General features: G+C 51.1%; 19 protein-coding genes, 2 rRNA genes and 1 riboswitch (1 of these 22 cut by a window edge). Of the genes, 19 read left to right on the top strand and 2 right to left on the bottom strand.

What is annotated here, in order from left to right; genetic code table 11:
• The 3 genes from ABIE48_RS31575 to ABIE48_RS31565 all read left to right on the top strand — a co-directional run.
• Positions 1 to 815 (top strand): 23S ribosomal RNA (locus ABIE48_RS31575) (it extends 2,114 nt beyond the left edge of the window).
• A gap of 98 nt (positions 816 to 913) precedes the next feature.
• Positions 914 to 1,030: ribosomal RNA gene (gene rrf, locus ABIE48_RS31570) — 5S ribosomal RNA — on the top strand.
• Positions 1,031 to 1,450: 420 nt separating this feature from the next.
• Positions 1,451 to 1,867 (top strand): hypothetical protein, encoded by a 417-nt coding sequence (locus tag ABIE48_RS31565; protein ID WP_076176639.1) that lies wholly within the window; start codon positions 1,451 to 1,453, stop codon positions 1,865 to 1,867.
• 101 nt (positions 1,868 to 1,968) lie between these two features.
• On the opposite strand, the gene ABIE48_RS31560 is transcribed toward ABIE48_RS31565, so the two are convergent.
• Entirely contained in the window at positions 1,969 to 2,493 is a 525-nt protein-coding gene (locus ABIE48_RS31560) for a hypothetical protein (RefSeq protein WP_192717531.1), read from the bottom strand.
• Positions 2,494 to 2,703: 210 nt separating this feature from the next.
• Here ABIE48_RS31560 and ABIE48_RS31555 point away from each other — a divergent pair, with 210 nt between their 5' ends.
• The 10 genes from ABIE48_RS31555 (at position 2,704) to rsmI (ending at position 10,579) form a co-directional block, all read left to right on the top strand.
• Positions 2,704 to 2,889 (top strand): sigma factor G inhibitor Gin, encoded by a 186-nt coding sequence (locus ABIE48_RS31555; RefSeq protein ID WP_076176641.1) that lies wholly within the window; start codon positions 2,704 to 2,706, stop codon positions 2,887 to 2,889.
• A 307-nt stretch (positions 2,890 to 3,196) separates the two neighbouring features.
• Positions 3,197 to 4,876: an aminotransferase class I/II-fold pyridoxal phosphate-dependent enzyme gene (locus tag ABIE48_RS31550; RefSeq protein ID WP_192717532.1), complete on the top strand. Its 1,680-nt coding sequence runs from the start codon at positions 3,197 to 3,199 to the stop codon at positions 4,874 to 4,876.
• Positions 4,873 to 5,502: a dTMP kinase gene (gene tmk / locus ABIE48_RS31545; protein WP_145029972.1), complete on the top strand. Its 630-nt coding sequence runs from the start codon at positions 4,873 to 4,875 to the stop codon at positions 5,500 to 5,502. Before ABIE48_RS31550 ends, tmk begins: the two co-directional genes overlap by 4 nt.
• 175 nt (positions 5,503 to 5,677) lie before the next feature.
• Positions 5,678 to 6,007, top strand: coding sequence for a cyclic-di-AMP receptor (locus ABIE48_RS31540; protein WP_036712689.1), 330 nt, complete (start codon positions 5,678 to 5,680; stop codon positions 6,005 to 6,007).
• A gap of 15 nt (positions 6,008 to 6,022) precedes the next feature.
• Positions 6,023 to 6,466, top strand: coding sequence for a YaaR family protein (locus ABIE48_RS31535; protein ID WP_076176644.1), 444 nt, complete (start codon positions 6,023 to 6,025; stop codon positions 6,464 to 6,466).
• A gap of 139 nt (positions 6,467 to 6,605) precedes the next feature.
• A complete protein-coding gene (gene holB / locus ABIE48_RS31530; protein ID WP_145029970.1) occupies positions 6,606 to 7,580 on the top strand; it encodes a DNA polymerase III subunit delta' in 975 nt (324 codons plus the stop codon).
• A gap of 45 nt (positions 7,581 to 7,625) precedes the next feature.
• On the top strand, positions 7,626 to 8,426 hold the full coding sequence (locus tag ABIE48_RS31525) for a PSP1 domain-containing protein (protein ID WP_076176646.1): 801 nt from the start codon (positions 7,626 to 7,628) through the stop codon (positions 8,424 to 8,426).
• A 29-nt stretch (positions 8,427 to 8,455) separates the two neighbouring features.
• Complete coding sequence (gene yabA / locus ABIE48_RS31520; protein ID WP_076176647.1) at positions 8,456 to 8,821, top strand: DNA replication initiation control protein YabA; 366 nt, start codon at positions 8,456 to 8,458, stop codon at positions 8,819 to 8,821.
• Between the two features lie 109 nt (positions 8,822 to 8,930).
• Positions 8,931 to 9,698 (top strand): tRNA1(Val) (adenine(37)-N6)-methyltransferase, encoded by a 768-nt coding sequence (locus tag ABIE48_RS31515; RefSeq protein ID WP_076176648.1) that lies wholly within the window; start codon positions 8,931 to 8,933, stop codon positions 9,696 to 9,698.
• Positions 9,695 to 10,579 (top strand): 16S rRNA (cytidine(1402)-2'-O)-methyltransferase, encoded by an 885-nt coding sequence (gene rsmI / locus ABIE48_RS31510; protein ID WP_192717533.1) that lies wholly within the window; start codon positions 9,695 to 9,697, stop codon positions 10,577 to 10,579. Before ABIE48_RS31515 ends, rsmI begins: the two co-directional genes overlap by 4 nt.
• A gap of 307 nt (positions 10,580 to 10,886) precedes the next feature.
• Here rsmI and ABIE48_RS31505 read toward each other — a convergent pair whose 3' ends face one another.
• A complete protein-coding gene (locus tag ABIE48_RS31505) occupies positions 10,887 to 11,141 on the bottom strand; it encodes an AbrB/MazE/SpoVT family DNA-binding domain-containing protein (protein ID WP_036712714.1) in 255 nt (84 codons plus the stop codon).
• Positions 11,142 to 11,463: 322 nt separating this feature from the next.
• Between ABIE48_RS31505 and ABIE48_RS31500 the strand changes: the two genes are divergently transcribed.
• From ABIE48_RS31500 to yabG, 6 genes are all read left to right on the top strand, one after another.
• Entirely contained in the window at positions 11,464 to 12,744 is a 1,281-nt protein-coding gene (locus ABIE48_RS31500) for an HD domain-containing protein (protein WP_192717534.1), read from the top strand.
• A gap of 58 nt (positions 12,745 to 12,802) precedes the next feature.
• Complete coding sequence (locus tag ABIE48_RS31495; protein WP_116234472.1) at positions 12,803 to 13,573, top strand: TatD family hydrolase; 771 nt, start codon at positions 12,803 to 12,805, stop codon at positions 13,571 to 13,573.
• Positions 13,574 to 13,777: 204 nt separating this feature from the next.
• A riboswitch (cyclic di-AMP (ydaO/yuaA leader) is annotated at positions 13,778 to 14,004 on the top strand.
• A gap of 270 nt (positions 14,005 to 14,274) precedes the next feature.
• On the top strand, positions 14,275 to 15,447 hold the full coding sequence (locus ABIE48_RS31490; RefSeq protein WP_192717535.1) for a resuscitation-promoting factor: 1,173 nt from the start codon (positions 14,275 to 14,277) through the stop codon (positions 15,445 to 15,447).
• A gap of 227 nt (positions 15,448 to 15,674) precedes the next feature.
• Positions 15,675 to 16,229, top strand: coding sequence for a ribonuclease M5 (gene rnmV / locus ABIE48_RS31485; RefSeq protein ID WP_076176653.1), 555 nt, complete (start codon positions 15,675 to 15,677; stop codon positions 16,227 to 16,229).
• A complete protein-coding gene (gene rsmA, locus ABIE48_RS31480; RefSeq protein ID WP_145142583.1) occupies positions 16,226 to 17,116 on the top strand; it encodes a 16S rRNA (adenine(1518)-N(6)/adenine(1519)-N(6))-dimethyltransferase RsmA in 891 nt (296 codons plus the stop codon). The genes rnmV and rsmA overlap by 4 nt, the downstream gene beginning before the upstream one ends.
• Before the next feature lie 56 nt (positions 17,117 to 17,172).
• Positions 17,173 to 18,072 carry a sporulation peptidase YabG gene (gene yabG / locus ABIE48_RS31475; protein ID WP_076176699.1) on the top strand — a complete coding sequence of 300 codons (900 nt, stop codon included), beginning with the start codon at positions 17,173 to 17,175 and terminating at the stop codon, positions 18,070 to 18,072.
• Positions 18,073 to 18,249: the final 177 nt, after the last annotated feature.

Genomic DNA, 18,249 nt, shown 5'->3' with positions numbered 1-18,249 from the left:
ACTGCAGCTTGATATTGGATTTGGGTACGATCTGTACAGGATAGGTGGGAGCCTTTGAAACCTGAGCGCCAGCTTGGGTGGAGGCGCCGTTGGGATACCACCCTGATCGTATCTAGGTTCTAACCTGGTACCGTAATCCGGTATGGGGACAGTGTCAGGTGGGCAGTTTGACTGGGGCGGTCGCCTCCTAAAGAGTAACGGAGGCGCCCCAAGGTTCCCTCAGAATGGTTGGAAATCATTCGAAGAGTGCAAAGGCAGAAGGGAGCTTGACTGCGAGACCTACAAGTCGAGCAGGGACGAAAGTCGGGCTTAGTGATCCGGTGGTACCGCATGGAAGGGCCATCGCTCAACGGATAAAAGCTACCCTGGGGATAACAGGCTTATCTCCCCCAAGAGTCCACATCGACGGGGAGGTTTGGCACCTCGATGTCGGCTCATCGCATCCTGGGGCTGAAGTAGGTCCCAAGGGTTGGGCTGTTCGCCCATTAAAGCGGTACGCGAGCTGGGTTCAGAACGTCGTGAGACAGTTCGGTCCCTATCTGTCGTGGGCGTAGGAAATTTGAGAGGAGCTGTCCTTAGTACGAGAGGACCGGGATGGACGTACCGCTGGTGCACCAGTTGTTCCGCCAGGAGCATGGCTGGGTAGCTACGTACGGACGGGATAAGCGCTGAAAGCATCTAAGCGTGAAGCCCCCCTCAAGATGAGATTTCCCAGTATGTAAGACCCCTTGTAGACGACGAGGTAGATAGGTTGGAGGTGGAAGTGCAGCAATGCATGGAGCTGACCAATACTAATCGGTCGAGGGCTTATCCTAAAAGCTTTCTGAAAGAAAGCTTGCTACGGAAGCATATGCTTAGATTAATTCGCAGATTCGTTTCGTATCTAGTTTTCAAGTGATCAAACACTTGAACGTTTGGTGGCGATAGCGGAGGGGTTCCACGCGTACCCATCCCGAACACGACCGTTAAGCCCTCCAGCGCCGATGGTACTTGGACCGAAGGGTCCTGGGAGAGTAGGACGTTGCCAAGCGAAGGACCACTGTTGATAACATCGACAGTGGTTTTTTTGTTTTTTAATTATGTTTATGAGAGGAAATGGGTTATGAAAAACAGATCCTGTCGTATTCATTAACAAGAAGGATTGAATTTTTTAATTATGGAATGGATCCTGTAGACTAGGCGGTATGATAAAATTGGCCGTTAGGGAAGTCTTGAGAACATAGGATCGGGATAGACATGATATGGGTTTATGAATCTTTTGTCATTAGAAAAGATCGAGACACCGCAACTGCCTATTCGCTATCATGCATAAGGTTTGTATACTCTCTAAACGAAGTAACATTTTTGTTACCGACAGGGCAGAAGTAGTCAGTATAATATGTATGTACATGTTTGGGGGTGCCTAAGAAAACTGAATAATTATTACTTTTGCGATATAAGGAGGACATACATGCTCAATAGACCGTGGCTGCATGCTCTTCTTGTGTTTGGAGTCGTCTGTTTGCTGCTTACCGGCTGTATGAAAAGCGAACCCTCGTGGACATCCTTTGAAGGAGCTGCGAACGATAAAACCTTTCCGGTACCGAAGGAAGCGAACCGTACTGATCGGACATCCGGTAATTCTAAATTAGACTATGTACGCTACTCGATGAAAGGCCTCAAGGAAGATGAACAGATTCCGGAAGCTTACTTGAATAAAATCAAAGAGTGGGGCTGGAAGGAAAAAACGGAGGAGGCCGAAGGGAACTCGCACGTTTTTGAGAAGCAAAGCCGGGTAATTAACTTAACCATTCATAAAGATTATTTTACGGTGACCGTTTTAACTAAGGGGAAGGCGACAGTTGAAAGTGTGGATACCGATTTATAGTGACCTGCATCCAAGGATGCGGGTTTTTTAATTATGCGTGCAAGCCAAAGGCCCCTCTATGTAAGAGGGACCTTCAAGATCATCATAATGATGACGAGTGGCTACTGCTGATAATAGGAGATGTCCTGTGCGTTCAGTTTAATCATACCGTCTTTACGCTGCTTCAATAAACGAAGAAAAGCATAATATTGCGGAAGCAGGAACCAGAGATGCCAGAACAGCAAGGACAGTGTGAAGGGAACCGGTGACCAAAACATGATCACAGCCAGCAGGAGCAGGCCAAATCCAGTGATATAGATATAGACTCTCCGAAACAGGCGGTAGCTGATATGTTGATCGGTGATATATCCGAGCCAAGGCAGCCGCAGCGAAAATTTCCATCGTTTACGAAACGGTGTTCCTGATAACAGCAGAACCGATCGGGAGATAACATAATGAATCCACAGCATAACCGGTGCAGCGAGAACAAAATAGAAGCAGCTGGTCCAGGAAATGACGATCATGAATGAAATCACAGCTATGTAGGGAAGAAGCAGATATAGGCGCACAAGCAGCCGGGAAACCGGTATTTTTTTGATTAATTTATAGTGGTAAAAGGTTGCGTTAACGTGATTCTCATCCGGCATGGAGAACGCTCCACCTCCTAGAGGTCTTTAATTCATATATCGGCTGATTGAAAGACTTTTTTTAAAATTCCTGTACAGACACTCGCGGGGATTGCGGGGAATATGTATGTAAGGAATCAAAGGGGGATATGAAACCACTATGAAAAGGTTTAAAATAATAGAAAATGAGTCATACTTGATAGTAATTAATGAAATAAGGTGGGATGGTTGATGGAAAATCAAACCGAACACGTCTGTATTATTTGCGGGCAAGTCAAAGAAGAAGGAATCACCATTATATCACAATTTATTTGCGAAGAGTGCGAATGTGAAATGGTGCATACAAATGCCGAAGACGCCAAATATCATTATTTTATCCATCAGATGAGACAAATCAATTTACAGACCAACGCGTAAGCAGGTATTTTGTACAGGGGGACAGCGGGAAGCTGTCCCTTTTTTGCATAGGAAAAGGTATAAGCACGTAAAAGCTGCGGAGACTCAGCCGCCGCTGATTCGCAAGAGAAACAATTGATACATCTGGTCTGGCTACCATGAATGTACGTCGGTAGACGTTTCTTTTCAAGCTGTTGCGTAAATTGTGCATTTATTGAAGTAAATGACCCACTATTTCTAGTGACTTTATACGGTGAACGTTAGCCGGATGATTCAATATGCGATAAAATAGGGTAGAGATTGAAACCGGAAGGAATTATGGCTGGGGATGAAAAAGCAACATGTGAACAAGGAACGTGCACCTATATACGAGATGATGCAGGAGATGAAAGATAAAGCATATTCTTCATTTCATGTACCCGGACATAAAAAAGGACAGGCCTATACCGAATCCGGGGGAGCCGGATTTCTGCAGGATGTGCTGCAGGCGGATTTGACCGAAATCACAGGGACGGACGATCTGCATCACCCGGAGGGCGTGATCCGAGAGGCGCAAGCGCTGGCGGCGGATTGTTTTGGAGCCGAGGAGAGCTTCTTCCTGGTCGGTGGGAGCACATCCGGAAATATAGCGCTGATTCTGACGGTCTGCGGCAAGCCGGGGGATCTGCTGATCGTCCAGCGGAATGTCCATAAATCGGTGATCCATGGACTGATGCTGGCGGGGGCGAAGGCGGTCTTTATCCAGCCGGAGCCCGATCCGATCAGCGGACTGGCAGTAGCCCCGTCCGCAGCGACCGTCACCGCCGCCCTGGCCGCCTATCCGCAGGCCAAGGGCGTTCTGGTCACCATGCCAAACTATTACGGCATGGGCAGCGACTTGGCGCCGCTTGCGGAGGCGTGCCACGAGCACGGGGTACCGCTGCTGGTGGACGAGGCGCACGGCGCCCACTACGGGCAGCATCCGCGGCTGCCCGGAAGTGCCTTGGCCAGCGGAGCAGACGGCGTCGTACAGTCGACGCACAAAATGCTGGCCGCGCTCACCATGGGAGCCATGCTCCACGTCCAAGGGCCGCGGATTGACCGCGGCCTGCTCCGCCAGCGGCTCGCCATGGTGCAGAGCTCGAGCCCATCGTACCCGATTATGGGCTCGCTGGACCTGGCCCGGCGCCTGCTGCATGTGCAGGGCGCCGGCGCCTTCACGGCGGGGCTCGCCGCCGTGGACGCCCTGGTGCGCGGCCTGGCGGAGCTGCCGCGCTTCAAGCTGCTGCACCCGCAGGGGCAGCAGCCCCAAGACGCCGCCTGCGAGGCATCGGCGGGCAGCACGGCGCAGGCGGCCATCCGCCCTTCGGCAGCCGCATACACTACGCAGGACCCCTTCAAGGTCGTCATGTATGACGACACCGGCGTCCTGAGCGGATATGAGCTGCAGGAGCGGCTTGAGGCGTATGGCTGCGTACCGGAGATGAGCGATGACCGATACGTGGTCTTGGTATATAGCTTGGGGTCCACCGAGGAAGACACCCGTCACCTTCTGGATGCCCTCCGGCATATAACTGTAGAGAAGGCGGACGCCCAGAGATCAGCAGATGCCTCACCGGCAGCTGAAAGCCGCCATTCCGTTCAGGCGGAGGCGGAAGAAGATTTAAGTCTAACGGGAGCGTCCAGCCTGAGCAAGACGCAAGGCAGCCCTGCCGAATTTTCCACGTGGAACATTTTAGCCCAGGCCACCGTCTCAGAGCCCATTCCATTCGGCCTGCAGCCCATACCTCCTGAAGATACCGAGAGGGTTCCTCTTCAGGATTGCGCGGACAGAACCGCCGCAGAAATGATCATTCCATATCCTCCGGGAATCCCGCTTCTGTATCCGGGAGAGCGGATTACCGAGGATACGGCAGCAAGGCTTCGCGTCCTGTCCAATGCGGGGGCGAAGTGCCAGGGGGCGGCAGATCCGAATCTACGAACTATTATTGTATATAAGAAAAACAGAAAGCAGGGAAGCCATTTATGACTGGTTCAGGAGCATTTATTACGCTGGAAGGAGGCGAAGGGTCCGGGAAGACAACCGTGATCGGAAAAATTGGTGAATATTTTAACCGGCTCGCCATCCCCTATATGATGACCCGAGAGCCGGGAGGCATTGAAATTGCCGAGAAGATTCGGGAAATTATATTGAATCCATCTCATACGGCCATGGATGCCCGAACCGAGGCGCTTCTGTACGCCGCTTCAAGAAGACAGCACCTTGCTGAAAAGGTGGAGCCTGCCCTGGAGAAAGGCATCACGGTGATCTGCGACCGATTCGTCGACAGCAGCCTGGTTTATCAAGGATATGCCCGCGGACTCGGCATGGATGAAGTGTGGGCCATTAATCAATTCGCCATTCATGACCGGATGCCGGATCTCACCTTTTATTTGGATATCGAACCGGAGACCGGACTGCAGCGGATTGCGGCAAATCAGGGACGCGAGGTAAACCGTCTGGATCTTGAAGGTTTATCTTTTCATCAAAAGGTACGGGAAGGTTATCGTATCATCGCATCCCGTTATCCGGAGCGTATCGTCGTCATTGATGCTTCCAAAGAGCAGTCTGCCGTGGAACAGGATATCATCCGGGTGCTTCAGGAGCGATTTTAAAGGATTTTTGAGGATCTTTGTCAAATAAGTACAGTAGCAGCCTGCAGCTATATAGAATGAACTAAATTAATGATGCAAATGTGGACATCAATGTTATTTTAAAAGATTATTACATCTTACTTTGGTTCAATCTATATGGATGGGCAGGTCTAAATAAGCGAGGAGGGAATGCAAGATGAAACTGATCGTTGCGATTGTACAGGATAAGGACAGCAACCGTTTGTCGGCAGGTCTGGTCAAGGCAAACTTCCGGGCGACGAAACTGGCGAGCACCGGCGGGTTCTTGCGGGCAGGTAACACCACATTTATGATCGGGGTGGATGACAGCCAGGTTGAAGCCGTGATGAACGTCATCCGCAGCAGCTGTAAAGTTCGGGAACAGCTCGTCACTCCCGTAACCCCGATGAGCGGTACGACCGATTCATATTTGCCGCTCCCCGTAGAGGTTCAGGTCGGCGGTGCTACCGTGTTCGTTCTGCCGGTTGACCGTTTCGAACATTTTTAAGGCAGGAGATATCCATTGAAGATTAATCCGGGGTTCAGACCCCTAAAGAGCGACTTGCAGATTAACGAGGGCAATGCGAAGCAGATTCAGCCCAAATCGTTTTCCGATATCATGCAGCAGCACGGCGAGAAGGTATCGCAGGAGGAGCTTGACCGCCGGTTTAAAGAGATTCAGATGCAGGGAGACCGCCTCGCTAGATCGATGACGATCCGCGAGTTGAAGGCCTACCGTATGCTGGTCAAACGGTTTCTGGAGGACACGGTCCGCCGTGGAGTCCGGATGAAGGAAGCTCGTGGCTGGGACCGCAGAGGCCGGGGCAAGCGCTACAATCTGATTGATGAAATCGACTCAGCCCTATTGGGACTGGCCGACGATATGCTGGAGAGCGAACAGGGGAAAATCGAGCTGCTGCAGCGGATTGGGGAAATCCGCGGTATGCTGATCAATTTGATGTTCTGACAGATTAGAAGAAATAGGAATAGGTAAAGCCCATGGTACATGATAAACTATAGGTATAGATAGAATGCCGTATTGTAACATCGATGTGCCGGCCAGGCGATCCGTCTTCCGGTCCATCGATATTGGGAAGAGAGGAAATATGTCTTTTGCAGATATTGCGGGTCAGGATGCGGCAAAGCAAATGCTGCAAAACGCCCTTCGCCGAAACTCCGTCAGCCATGCTTATATATTCAGCGGTCCAGCGGGGAGCGGGCAGATGAAGACGGCCCGGACGTTTGCCCAAGCACTCTTCTGTACTACGCTTGAGGACGACGCCTGCGGACAATGCCTCGAATGCCGCAAAGTGGAACACGGCAATCACCCCGATCTTCATCTCCTTGCTCCGGATGGATCGTCTATCAAAATCGACCAGATCCGCGACTTACAGCGGGTCTTTTCCTATCGCTCGGAATCAAAGAATCCGAAGGTATATATTATCGACCAGGCTGATACGATGACCGTGCAAGCGGCCAACAGCCTGCTGAAGTTTCTGGAGGAGCCGCCCATTCCGGCCGTGGCGATTTTGATTACGGAGAATGGACAGGCTCTGCTCCCAACGATTCAGTCGCGCGCGCAGCTGGTGCCTTTTACCCCGCTCAGCCCCGGGCTGATGCTGCAGACGCTGGTGGATGAAGGATACCCTTCACCGCTTGCCAGATGCGCCGTTCACCTATCGTCGGGACTGGACGGATGCCGCGAGCTGATGGAGCAGAATTGGTTTGCAGAAATTAGAAACGTAGTGTTACAATTAGGGAAGGAAACTCTAGGCCGCGGCAGCTCCGCTCTGGTGACCGCAGGGCAGAAGGTGTTCAAAGCCGGGTTATCCGATCACTTGGATACACTGCTTAATTTGTTTCATTTGTGGTTCAAAGATATGCTTCACGTCCAGTACGGTAAGCACGAAAGTATCGTTTTCATAGATCAGTTGGACTTTTTGTCTACACATGCTTTAACCCGCAGCACGGCACAATGGGTCTCCTATATGGATTTAGCCGCAGAATGCAGGAAGAAATTGCGCTACAATGTGAATAGCCAACTCTGTCTTGAACAGTTTTTAATCGGTTTGGAAGGATAGCTTCAAGGCTAGCCAATGGTCTCTGGCATATAAGGGGGTTAGTTTTTGTACAGTGTAGTGGGTGTCCGTTTTAAAAAGGCGGGCAAAATTTATTACTTCGATCCGCTCGATTTCCCGATTGAGAAGGATAACAGCGTTATCGTCGAAACGGCGCGCGGTATCGAATACGGCAAGGTTGTCGTTGGAAAAAAAGAGGTGCAGGAATCCGATGTGGTCCTCCCGCTGAAGAAGGTCATCCGGATCGCCGGTGATTCTGACGCACGGGTTGTGGAAGAGAACAAGCAGGCCGCCAAGGATGCTTTTGCCACCTGTTTAAATAAAATCCGCGATCACGGCCTCAAGATGAAGCTGGTGGATGTGGAATTTACGTTTGACCGAAATAAAATAATATTTTATTTTACGGCTGAGGGAAGAGTGGATTTTCGCGAGCTCGTCAAGGATTTGGCCGGTATTTTCCGGACTCGGATCGAGCTTAGACAAATTGGTGTGCGTGACGAAGCCAAGATGCTGGGCGGTATCGGCCCATGCGGTCGCATCCTTTGCTGTTCGTCCTGGCTCGGCGATTTCGAGCCTGTATCCATCAAGATGGCTAAAGACCAGAGCTTGTCGCTGAATCCGACCAAAATCTCCGGCTTGTGCGGAAGACTCATGTGCTGTCTGAAATATGAGCATGATAATTATGAAAGTGTGAAGGAAGAGCTGCCATCAGTAGGCAAAATCGTCATCACATCGTTGGGAGAAGGCAAAGTGGTCGGTATCAATGCCGGCAGCCGAAGCGTCCATGTCCAGCTGTTTGAAATCAGCAAGGTCAAGGAACTGCCATTGGATGATGTTGTCATCAAGTAAACCGTAGAGGTTACTTTCGGGGTGGAAACTTGGAAAAGAAAAATATTTTTGCACACATTCAAGAGATGGAAACACAAATGGAGCAGGTTCACAGTGATCTGGGTGAAATGAAGCTTCTCATCAAAGAGCTGCTGGAGGAAAACAACCGCCTGAGCCTGGAGAATGAGCAGCTGCGCAAAATATTAAAAGGAGCCATACCGGAGGAAGGATCCCCGCTGCCACAACCGGCCCATGCCACAGCAGAGCAGGAGCATGAGATCGAAGACGTGGTGGGGGAAGGATACGACAACCTCGCGAGGCTGTATCACGAAGGTTTCCATATATGCAACGTCTATTATGGACATTTGCGCACAGAAGGCGATTGCCTTTTCTGCCTGTCTTTTCTGAATAAATGAAGCCGTAGGATAACTCCCTACGGTTTTTTTTCAATGTTTTTATGGTTTACAATGGTTTTATGTATTACCAAGGAAGGTTACCCTATGCTGCAGAGAAGGAAAATGAAGAATGAAAATCGATAAATCACAGGTAAGCCTGCGGCCGACGGAACGTCTCGACGATCTGCTGACGCATGATTTGCATATTATCCAAAGCGACGAAGTGTTCAGCTTTTCCATGGATGCGGTACTTCTGGCACGTTTCGCAGGGATTCCGGCCAAGGGGAGAGTGCTCGACCTGTGTACGGGCAACGGCGTCATTCCGATGCTGCTCACCACCCGTACCGCGGCGGCTATTGAAGGTATTGAAATTCAGCCCCGTCTGGCGGACATGGCCCGGCGGAGCGTGGAGCTGAACGGCTTAAATGACCGGGTTCTCATCCGCGAAGGCGATTTGCGTGAGCTGCACAAGGAGACCGGGCACGGTGTGTATGACGCCATTACGGTCAATCCGCCCTATATGCCACTGAACGGCAGCGATATCAAGCTGAATCCTCACCAGGCGATCGCCCGCCATGAAATCAGCTGCACCCTGGAAGAGGTTATTCAGACCTGCTTCAGATTGGTCAAGCCCGGCGGGAAAGTCAGCATGGTTCATAAGCCGCAGCGGCTTGCAGACATTATATCGCTGATGCGGCAGCATCGGCTGGAGCCGAAACGGATTCGATTTGTTCATCCAAGGGCCCACTTGGAGGCGAATATGGTGCTGGTCGAGGCGATGAGGGAAGGCAAGCCGGAGGTGCGGTTGCTGCCGCCGCTCATTGTATATAATGAGAATAACAGCTACTGCCCGGAAATTCTGGATATTTACTACGGAGCTAAAGAGGGAAAAGAATGAGTCTGAGCATACAAAGCAGTTTTCAGGAAAAAGAAGAGGGCGCGCCGGGTTCGTTATACCTGGTGGCCACGCCCATCGGCAATTTGGAGGACATGACGTTTCGGGCGGTAAACACGCTAAAGGCCTGTGACATTATCGCCGCAGAGGATACAAGGCAGACGCGCAAGCTGCTCACCCATTTCGACATTTCCCCGTCTATGTTGTTCAGCTATCATGAGCATAATAAGGCGGCAAGCGGACCCGAATTAATACGCTATATAATAGAAGGAAAAAATTTGGCTCTTGTCAGCGATGCCGGTCTGCCGGCGATTTCCGACCCCGGGGCCGACCTCGTTCAGCTGGCGTTGGAACAAGGGATTTCCGTTATTCCGGTCCCGGGTGCCAATGCTGCGTTATCCTCCCTGATCGTGTCGGGACTTCCGACCGAGCGCTTTACGTTTATCGGTTTTCTTCCCCGGGAACGCAAAGAGATTCAAGCGGTACTGGAGCCGCTGCAGGCGGCATCCGGAACGCTGCTGTTTTACGAATCGCCTCATCGGGTAATGAAGACACTCAAGGCCATCCTTGAAATTCTCGGCAATCGGAGAATTGTGCTTGCCCGTGAGCTGACCAAGCGATATGAGGAGTTTGTCAGGGGAACCATTGAAGAGTGCCTCGAGTATCTGGAGGAGCATGCTCCGATTGGCGAATACTGCCTCGTACTGGAAGGCGCGGATCCGAAGGAGGAGCAGAAGCAGCGGGATGCTTGGTGGCAGGAGCTGACCTTGGAAGAGCATGTGGAGCATTACGAAGGGGAAGGGTTGCCAAGGAAAGACGCTATGAAGAAGGCGGCCGCCGACCGCGGCATTTCCAAAAGGGATGTGTATAACGCGCTATTGTAACAAATGCAGTGGTGAGGGAGCAGTAGGTAGAAGAGAGAAATTTGGTGGGTAAACCACATTTTTGAAAAGACAGTCGCCTTTTATAGGGATGAAAGTTCTTCCGAGGATAGGGAATTTGTGGCAAAATGGAAGCAGCCGGAGTTAGGATGCATCGTGCGGCTGCTTCTCTTCTCCTTGGAGCGGTCATATCGTCTTCAATCAAAAAAAATGCCTCCCACGGCCGGGTTCTAAGCCGAGGAGACACCAAGGAGATATGAAAAAGGTTAGAATTAACAATTTGAATTACTCTTATTATATACTAAAAATCTTAATTTGTCACAGGTGTTGGGATTTCTGATATGCAATCGTGACAAACAATTTTTCCTTTGAAGTAAGTAACATTCTCGGCATTGCCGCAGAAGATGCAGGCCGGTTCGTATTTCTTGAGCATAATACGTTCTCCGTCCACGTAAATCTCAAGTGCGTCTTTCTCTCCAATGCCCAAGGTACGGCGCAGTTCAATGGGGATAACTACCCGACCCAGTTCGTCTACCTTTCTTACAATACCAGTTGATTTCATCATAACTGATCATTGCTCCTCTCGCCATAGTTTTAAATGTCATAATTCGACAACGTTCTCTCTTTAATGATATCAATAATACCAACGATTCCCAAAACAGTCAACCAGTAAATTTGGTTCAATAACCTTACAAATAGCATAACAGCTAGGAAATCACTCATATCAGGATTCTTTTCCAATTATATCGCCTTGGTAGTATAATGTCGATTTGGAAAACCTTAATTCTGCTTATTTCGACATGTATCGACATCAATTGTCAAAAATATTTCAAAATTAAAACACTTAACAACCCGAATTTCACAAAATGAATGGAGTTGACCTGAACATGAACCCACTAAGTGAGGAAAAAGTCTTTAAAGATCCGGTTCACAATTATATTCACGTCCAGGACTCCACGGTTTGGAGGCTCATTAATACGACCGAATTTCAGCGCTTGCGGCGGATCCGGCAGCTTGGAACCTCGTATTTGACGTTTCATGGAGCGGAGCACAGCCGTTTCTCCCATTCTTTAGGGGTATATGAGATTACACGACGGATTATTTCGCAATTTGAGCGCAGCGGATATCCGGATTGGCCGAAAGAAGAGAGGCTGCTGACGCTGTGTGCGGCGCTGCTGCACGACCTGGGACACGGCCCCTTTTCTCATTCGATTGAAGAGGCCTTTCATATGAATCATGAAGACTGGACGCGCCGGATTGTCACCGGAGATACGGAAGTGAATGACATTTTGAGCGAGATTGCCCCGGACTTCCCGGACAAGGTTTCCGCCGTCATCGCGAAGACCTATGATAAACCGATTGTGGTGAACCTCGTTTCAAGCCCCTTGGATGCCGACCGGATGGATTACCTGCTTCGGGATGCCTATTACACCGGGGTGAACTACGGTACGATTGATATTGACCGTATCCTGCGGATGCTCCGTCCTTACCAGGGGAGAGTGGTGGTCAAAGAGTCCGGGATGCATGCCGTGGAGGATTATTTAATGTCCAGGTACCAGATGTACTGGCAGGTCTACTTCCATCCGGTAACCCGCAGTTCAGAAATTATTTTGCGCCAAATTTTCCGGCGGGCCAAGGAGCTGTACCAGGATGGTTATCCATTTGGCTTTATGGTCGAGCCGCTTCCGCAGCTCTTTGAAGACAAACTGGACGTGCAAGCTTATCTGAAGCTGGACGAGGCGCTGATTCAAACGGCCTTCCTCCAGTGGTCCTATGAGGACGACCGCATACTCAGCGAGCTGTGCACCCGATTTATGCACCGCAAACTGTATAAATATGTAGAAATGGACTCGGTCGATTTGGAAATGATCGATGAAATCCGCCGGGAGTTTGGACAAGCCGGAATGAACCCGGAATATGATCTGGAGATTGATTTTCCGACCGATCTTCCTTACGATGTATTTCGTCCGGGTGACGAGTCGAGCCAGAAACAGATCCTGCTGCTCGACCGCCAGGAGCAGCTGCGGGAAATATCCGAGGTGTCGGATATTGTCCGTTCCATCAGCGGCATTCACCGCGGGAAATATCACTTGTATTATCCGGAAGATAAACTGGAAAAGGCGATAACCGATCTTTCTCCTTCGATTTCCCGCATTTTCAAGCTTTAATGACAAAATACCGTACGAAAAGGAACATGTGGTACCGACAAGAAAGGAGTTCAAATTCATGGAACTGTTCGACACGCATACCCATCTGGATGCGCAACAATTCGACGAGGACCGGGAGCGGGTCATAGACAATGCCGTACAAGCCGGTGTAACACGGATGATCAACGTTGGTTTTAACCGGGAGACGATTCCATCGACGATGAAGCTGGTGGAAACGTATGATTTTATATATGCGGCCATAGGCTGGCATCCGCAGGACGCCGTTTTTATGCAGGAAGGTGATCTGGAGTGGATTGCATCCTTATGCAGTCATCCCAAGGTGGTGGCCATCGGTGAAATTGGTCTGGATTACTACTGGGACACCTCTCCAAAGGACGTGCAGCACCGGGTCCTCCGCCAGCAAATTGGACTGGCCAGAGAGCTGAACATGCCGATTGTTATACATAATCGGGACGCCCACGAGGATATTGTGAAAATATTACGGGAAGAGAAGGCCGGCGAGGTCGGCGGTGTCATGCATTCGTTCTCGGGGAGCTGGGAAACCGCGAAGCTGTGCCTGAATATGGGCTTCCATCTTTCGTTTGGCGGACCTATTACGTTCAAGAATGCCAGAGTCCCCAAAGAAGTCCTGGCTCAGGTTCCGATGGACAGGCTGCTCATCGAAACGGACTCTCCTTATCTCACGCCGCACCCTTTCCGAGGGAAGAGAAACGAGTCGGCAAACGTCCGTCTGGTCGCTGAAGCGGCAGCCCAGATTAAGGGGGTTGACCTGGAGGAAATTGCCCAGATTACCACCCAAAATGGGCTGGAACGATTTGGAATTGTGTGAAATCGGGAGAAAAACAGCCGAAAAAATGAGCATGAGCGAATGATTAAAGAATTTTAACAAACAAAACGCCGAATATTACATTTTTTTAACCACTTTTTCAATTAAACGTGGTTGATTACCGCTTTACAACATGCATCAAAACAGGATATCATCTTTTCAGTGAATCATTGAGCTGTCGTTAAGGTCTTACCTTCGCAGCTTCATGAACCAGTCTCGCTGAGTCTCCCGCATGGGAGAACGGGGGAACCAATACTGGAGCGGGTCATAACAGACCGGAAGCGGTCCCGTGCTCGCAAGCGTATTTGATTTCTTTCTTGGGTCTCTGGGGTGAATTGAACGGCTTTACGCCATGAGCGTAAGGACGCGAATAGGGCGGCTCTCTTTCGCCCGAACCCGACAGCTAACCCCGTAAGCGGATAAAGAGAGGTACCCTCGTGCATGACAATTCCGATATTCAGACATCCGGAAGCCACGAAAGAGTCCTCGTAAGCTCTTTTCTATCGGCTTCTTTTGTTTTGAATAAAGGAGAGGCAGTCATCATACTGTTGTATAACAGGAGGTGACAAATCATGATGGAGAGATTGGTTCATGGTGCAAGAACGCATGCTTTCTGTGGGTTCTTGTAAAAAATTGAGTATAGTCGCGTCAAATACAATCATGCATAACTCTAGACGGCGAGGCTATGAAGGAGGATCGAGAAAGTGGGCGTTTTCCAACCAGAGAAGACCCATGATTCAAAAATCTCCAGCATGTCTTACGCATTGCGATGGAAGCATGAGAATTTGCGCCAGATCTCCACTGCAGCTATCGTTTCAATCGCGGTTACCCTGATGATCTTGCTGCTCGTGTACAGTCAATCGCGAAAACAAGTTTATTTGGTAGTAGACGGTCAAATGAAATCTGTACAGACCAATACATCTTTACTTCAAGAAATGCTGGATGAGCAGGAAATCAGTCTGAAACCCGAGGACCAAATATCGATGCCGCTGAGCGGGGCTATATCCGACGGCGACAAGGTCGTGATCGACCGCGCGAGTCCTGTGAAGGTGACGGCTGATGGTGCAACGAAGCATTTGTATACAACGGCCAAAACGGTCGGCGACGTGCTGAAAGAAACCGGCGTCAAAGTCAAGGAAACAGACATTGTCACTCCGGCTGTCGAAACGGCGGTCTCCACCAACACGGACATCCGGATCGTCCGGATGAACAAACAAGTGGTACAGCGTCATGAATCCCTCCCCTTCCGGGTGGTCAAAACCTCCGACCCCAGCATTTACAAAGGCGAGTCGCGGGTGATTCAGCGGGGATCTCCTGGCGTCATGGTGCAGTACATCGAGAAGAAGTACAAAGACGGCAAGCTGGTGTCCATGAAAATGGTGGGCAAAAAAGTGCAGACGGTGACCAAGGATAAGGTCATTGCCGTCGGCACGAAGAAAAAGCCTGTTCCCGTAGTGACCGAAGTCAAAACAGCCGTTGCCAAAGCTTCTTCTACCCCTGCCAAGGTGAAGAAGGTCAGCAGCAGCAGCAGTAACAACCGGGTCAGCAAGGCCGGCGTTGACTTTTCCTACAAGAAGCTGATCAAAGTCTCCATGACCGCTTATTCGTCTGGCGAGTCCGGAGTCGGCACACGCACCGCCACAGGAACACGCGTCACGGAAGGCCGCACGATTGCGGTTGATCCAAGCGTCATTCCTTTGGGATGGTGGGTTTACATTGAAGGCGTTGGCTTCCGTCGTGCGGAAGACACGGGCGGAGCCATTAAGGGAAATAAAATCGATATATACTACGATTCCGTCCAGCAGGCACGCAACTTTGGCCGTAAATCCGGCCTTAAGGTGTACGTGATCGGTCCGGTCAAACCGGAGCTGAACTAATTTCGTTTTACTTTGCCATTCTAATGTTATAGTATTATGATCATGAAAATGTCATGCTAAAGAAGAGGAGCTTTCCTCTTCTTTTTGTTGTTAATTTACAGCAGTTTGTCTATACCGGGACCACGCAAAGTACCTGAACAGGCATCACGGTTTATGCCCACTTGCAGGGACTTGGCTGTCCGGCGGCATTGACGGGTATAATGTACTCGAAAGGAAGACAGGAAATCATGATTAAAGAAGTCATTGTGGTGGAAGGCCGGGATGATACCGTGGCCGTGAAGCGGGCGGTGGATGCCGATACGATCGAGACGGGCGGCTCCGCCATCAATGCGCGTATACTCCAGCGGATCGCGCTGGCTCAGGAGCGGCGGGGGGTCATTGTGCTGACGGACCCGGACCACGCCGGCGAAAGGATCCGTAAAATCATTTCGGCCAAGGTGCCCGGCTGCAAGCATGCGTTTATCCCGGAGGCCGATGCAACCCGCAAGGGGGATATCGGTGTGGAGAACGCCTCGCCTGCGGCGATCCGCAGAGCCCTGGAGCGGGTTCACACCTCTTATGAGGGGGCGGAAAGCCAGATCGACATGGAGGACCTGATGGAGGCGGGGCTGCTGGTGCACCCGGATGCCGCCGCCCGGCGGATGGCGATGGGCAACCTCCTCGGTATCGGCTACTGCAACGGCAAACAGTTTTATAAGCGACTCGCCATATTTCAAATATCCCGCGAAGAATTCGCGGATGCGCTTGCCCGTATTGAAGATGAAGGAGGCCGGACAACGTGAACGGCATGGACGACATCGCCACACCAAGGCGAACCAAAGAAATCATCCAGCGCCACGGCTTTTCATTCAAGAAGAGCTTGGGGCAAAATTTTTTGATCGACCAAAATATTTTAAATAAAATCGTGGATGCAGCAGGACTCGATTCCACCAAGGGTGCCCTGGAGATCGGTCCCGGCATCGGCGCCCTGACCGAGAAGCTGGCCCAGCAGGCAGGGGCCGTCACGGCGGTTGAGATCGACCAGAGGCTGATTCCGATCCTTGAGGAGGTTCTCGCCCCATACCCCGGCGTAAAGGTTCATCATGGGGATGTCCTGAAGACGGATCTCGCTGCGCTGTTTAAGAGCAATTTTGCCGGCGTATCCAAAGTCAGCGTCGTGGCCAACCTTCCGTACTATGTGACGACGCCGATCTTGATGAAGCTGCTGGAGGAGCGGCTCCCGCTGGAGAACATCGTCGTGATGATCCAGAAGGAGGTGGCGGACCGGATGGCCGCCCGGCCGGGCACGAAGGATTACGGCAGCCTGAGCATTGCCGTCCAGTATTACAGCGTGCCGGAGCTGGTGTGTATCGTGCCGAAGACGGTATTCATTCCGCAGCCGAACGTGGAATCGGCAGTGATCCGTCTGGCAGTGCGGGAACAGCCGCCGGTTGCGGTGGACGATGAGCGGCATTTCTTCGAGGTGGTACAAGCATCGTTCGCACAGCGGCGGAAGACGATATCGAACAATCTGAAGAGCCGCTTCTTCCCCAAAGAGGGCCGGGAGCGTCTGGATCAGCTGCTGCAGGCAGCGGGAATCGACCCGTCCCGCCGCGGCGAGACGCTCAGCATTGAGGAATATGCCGTGCTTAGCAACCTGCTGCGGAAGGAAGGCATCGGCTTAAATTAAACAAAAGATGAACCAATAGGGGGATTCGCCCATACCATGGGGTAGGGGTGATGTTCATGAATATTGGAGACCTGGTCGTGCGCAGATCCTACGGCGGCGATATCGCGTTCCGCGTCGAGGATTTGCGCAGGGACGAAGCGGTGATTAAGGGAACGGAGTTCAGACTTCTGGCGGATTCTCCGCTCGATGATCTGGTAAGGGTCCCTTATGCGCCGGTAAGCGAAAAAACCGAGAAAGCAAATATTAGAGCAAACGAGTCGCTCAGTTTACTGAAACGTCACCGTCAGGAGCAGACCCAGCGGAATCAGGCCACCTTGAGCGGAAGCGGGGAATGGGGAACAGCTGAGCCGGCTTATTTCGAAGTCCCCGGGAAGGTGCTTCATCTGGATGGAGATCCGAATTATTTGAAAAAGAGCCTGAGCCTGTATGAGCAGCTTCGGGTTCCGGCCGAGGGCCATTATGTGAATGAGGCCGGGATGGCGGACGCCCTGTACCGGCTGCTGCCTCGGGTCCGGCCTGATATTGTGGTGATCACGGGTCATGACGGCGTACTGAAGCATCGCCAGAATCATGATTTGTACAGCTTGAACAGCTATAAAAACTCGCAAAACTTCGTCAGGGCGATTCAGGTCGCGCGCCAGTTTGAGCGCCATTACGATCAGATGACGATTATCGCCGGCGCATGCCAGTCGCACTTCGAGGCGCTGCTGCAGGCCGGAGCCAACTTTGCCAGCTCCCCGGGGCGCATCTTGATTCATGCCCTGGATCCGGTATATGTTGCCGCCAAGGCGTCGTTTACATCGGTTAGAGATACGATCAATATGACGGATGTGCTTCACAATACGATCAGCGGCACGCAGGGCGTCGGGGGCATTGAAACCCGCGGGAGCTACCGGATCGGCCTGCCCCGGCTGAACGACTTAACCAAGCTTAAAGTGACGCCGTCGGCCATTTAACATGCCCGGAAATGCCATGCAAAGCTCTTGACCTGACAGCATAACGAAATACAGGAACCGTAATCTGCCGGCGGATTGCGGTTTTTTGTTGTTATCCGGGTGTAAGCAGAAATGAGCTGGGTTTCCGCAAAAAAATTCGTTGACAACATAAAATTGATGCTGATATAATTATTGTTT

The sequence above is a fragment of the Paenibacillus sp. OAE614 genome (assembly GCF_040546645.1).
In the GTDB taxonomy this organism is placed as follows: Bacteria; Bacillota; Bacilli; order Paenibacillales; family Paenibacillaceae; genus Paenibacillus_AQ; species Paenibacillus_AQ favisporus.
Note: the sequence above shows the minus strand (reverse complement) of the source record. Positions and strands in the feature narration are given on the sequence as shown.